The organism is Microbacterium sp. (assembly GCF_030149085.1).
Lineage (GTDB): Bacteria > Actinomycetota > Actinomycetes > Actinomycetales > Microbacteriaceae > Microbacterium.
The window spans coordinates 1-3012 of the sequence record NZ_JASBSF010000071.1; the positions used below are offsets into that span (position 1 = coordinate 1).

At 69.5% G+C, this 3012-nt stretch carries 1 protein-coding gene and 1 pseudogene; both read left to right on the forward strand.

Going from position 1 to position 3012, the window contains the following annotated elements; genetic code table 11:
• Positions 1-468 (forward strand): annotated as a pseudogene (locus Q1V87_RS02915) (DUF58 domain-containing protein); the annotation flags it as partial.
• The coding region (locus tag Q1V87_RS02920) for a transglutaminase domain-containing protein (protein ID WP_300590786.1) at positions 465-3012 on the forward strand (2548 nt) is incomplete at its 3' end. The pseudogene Q1V87_RS02915 and the gene Q1V87_RS02920, both read left to right, overlap by 4 nt.

Here is a 3012-nt window from a genome sequence, read left to right on the forward strand (position 1 = left end):
AACGAAGACGAGTTCGAGCTCGCGGTCAGCGCCGTCGGCTCGCTCGGTGTGCGCGGCATCCGCGACGGCCGTGACGTCGACGTCGTCGTCGGGCAGGAAATACCCGAGTTCGCCAGACGCATCACCCGCGCCGTGCACGAACTGCCGACGGTGAGCGCCCGAACGCTGCTGGACGCCCTGTGCGAGGTCGCCGAGCGCGCTTCCGTAAACCCCCTCCTGGATGTCGCCACCTTCGCTGTCGAGGCCCATCGCGATGTCTCGGTCGGATTCCTCGTGTGCGGCTCGACAGTCACCGCGCATACCATCCAATCCGCGGCCGTCGCCTTTCCCCTCAACGTCAGTGTGATCGTGATCGTCTGCGATCCGACCGCCGAGCCCGGCTATCGGAAACTGGGCGAGATCGCCGTGATCACGATCGGACTCCTCGACGACCTTCGCCACGTCCTTGCCCGGCGGTCCGCGGCATGAGCGCGCCTGCCGCCCCGATCCGCGACCGTGCGCGCCGCAGCGCGCGCACCTCCGGCCTGCCACGAGGACTGTGGGGCATCGACGTGGGGCTGGTCGTCGCACTCGGGGGCGTCGCCGCTGTGGCCGCGTGGCCGATCTACCGCGACCCTTGGATGTATCTCACCGTCGGAATCGGGGTTGTGACGGGGGTCGCGATCGCCGTCCTGGCTGCCCGCAGCCGGTGGTCGTGGTGGATCGTCGCCCTCGCTACCGTCGCCGCCTACCTCGTCCTCGGTATCCCCCTCGGGGCGCCGCGGGCACTCACGGATCTCAGCGAACTTCCCGCCGCAGTCGTCGATATCGCCACCGCGCCGGTTACCGGGTGGAAGAACATCCTCACCCTCGATGTGCCTCTCGGCACCTACCAGGCAGTGCTCGCACCGCTCCTGCTGGTCTGTCTCCTCGCGCCTGTGATCGCTCTGAGCACGGCGTGGCGCACACGTCACTGGGTGTTCGCCGCGCCGCTCGCACTGACGATGCCGGTCTTCGGCATCGTCTTCGGCTCAAGCGCGGTGCGCGGCATCCTGGAAATCGGACCCGTCACCGTTCCCGGAGTGGTGGAGCTGTCAACGGGCCTGTTCTGCCTGCTCGCATGCGTCGGCTGGTTCGTGTGGCGTACCAACGCCGCGCGCTCCCTCGAGCTGCGCACGGCCGAAACAGCGACCGGCGTGCGCGCCAAGCGCCCCCGCGGCGCCGCGACCGGCAAGTGGCTGCTCGCCGGCGCGATGGCGACCGTCGCGACCGTCGTCGGGCTAGTCGTTGCGCCGCTGGCCGTGGCGGGGCAGGTGCGCGAGGTTCCCCGCACCGTCATCGCCCCGGAGTTGCGGATCCGCTCCGAACTCAGCCCCCTCATCACCTACCGCGAGAACTTCGATGACGACATCGTGGACACCGAGCTCTTCCGCATCACCACCGATTCGTCGGTGGACCGCGTGCGCCTTGCCACCCTCAGCTTCTACGACGGGGTCGTCGCGCGCGTCCTTGCCCCGGACGGGCTGGATCCGCTGGCCACCGCGTTCGTGCGACTTCCGACTTCGTCTGGTGCGGGGACCGTCCGCTCGGTGATCGAGATCGGTGCCTATTCGGGGATCTGGGTGCCGATCACCGCCGGGCTCACCTCCGTGGGATTCTCCGGTGCCGATCGCAACCTGCTCGCGGACGGCTTCTTCTTCAGCCCTACCGCCGACATGGGAGTGCAGCTGTCGGATCAGGGCCTTGCCCCGGGCGTGTCGATCTCTCTGACCGCCACGCTGGCCGCCGCCGACGTCCAGGATCCGCTCGTCGGCGAGCCCCGACTCGACGAGGATGTCATCCCGGATTCGCTCACCCAGTGGCTCGAGCTCCAAGACGTCGCCGATGGCTACGACGGGCTGGTGACTCTCATCGAACGCCTGCGCGCCCGCGGGTATCTCAGCCACGCACTCACGATCGATGAGGACGTCCCGCCGTTGTGGATGACCCAGCTGGACGACTACTCGTTCGAGCCCAGCCGGGCCGGGCATTCGACAGATCGGATCGGGTCGCTGTTCAGCGCCCTGAATGAGCGCCAGAATGACGTCGGCGGCGGCGACGACGCTTTGCTGGTTGCCGCTGTCGGTGACGACGAGCAGTTCGCGGTAGCCGCGGCCCTCATCGCCGATCGACTCGGCTTCGAGAGCCGTGTCGTCCTGGGCGCCCGGCTTCACAGCGAGGACGACACGCTGAGTGTCTGCGAAGACGGCAGCTGCGTCGGCGGTGACATCGCCGCCTGGATCGAGATCCGCGACACCGCAGGCGGCTGGATCCCGATCGACACGACGCCCCAGCACGCGAACCCGATCGCGCCCGAGATCGATCAGCGCAACGACCCCCCGATCCCCACCGACGTGCGCCCGCAGCAGGCGGATGCCGTCCCACCACCGGATGCGTCCCCCGCGGATGCCGGCACCGCCGACGACACGGCCGTGCCAGAGAGCGTGGACCTCTCAGACCTCTGGGCCGCGCTGCGCGTGTCGGGAAGCGTCCTGCTAGTCCTCTTCATCCTGCTGGGCCCCCTGCTGGCGATCATTACGGCCAAGACGGTGCGGCGGCGCTCCCGCCGTCGCGCAGCCGACCCCGCAGACCGGGTGATCGCCGGCTGGGACGAGTATGTTGATGCCGCGGTCGACCGTGGGCTGCCGCTGCCGCACGCGCAGACGCGCTCCGAGCTCGCTGCGCTGTACGACGCGGAAGGCACCGGCGCCGCGGTCGCGCTGGCCTCGTGGGCCGATCGGTCGGCCTTCGCTTTCGAGCAGCCCACCGAAGCCGAGAGCGACGCGTTCTGGAGCCTCGTCGACGCAGAGCGTGCGCATCTGCGAACGGGGCTCGGTTGGTGGGCCAGCCTGCGTGCTCGCATCTCGCTGCGATCCTTCCGCCGCGGCATCCAGACGGCAACCGCCCAGGCAAGAGCAGAGCGCGCCGCCCGCCCCCGCACCGCTGAAACCCACACCACCCGGATGACGCGCACGGCGTCGCGGAAGGAGCAAC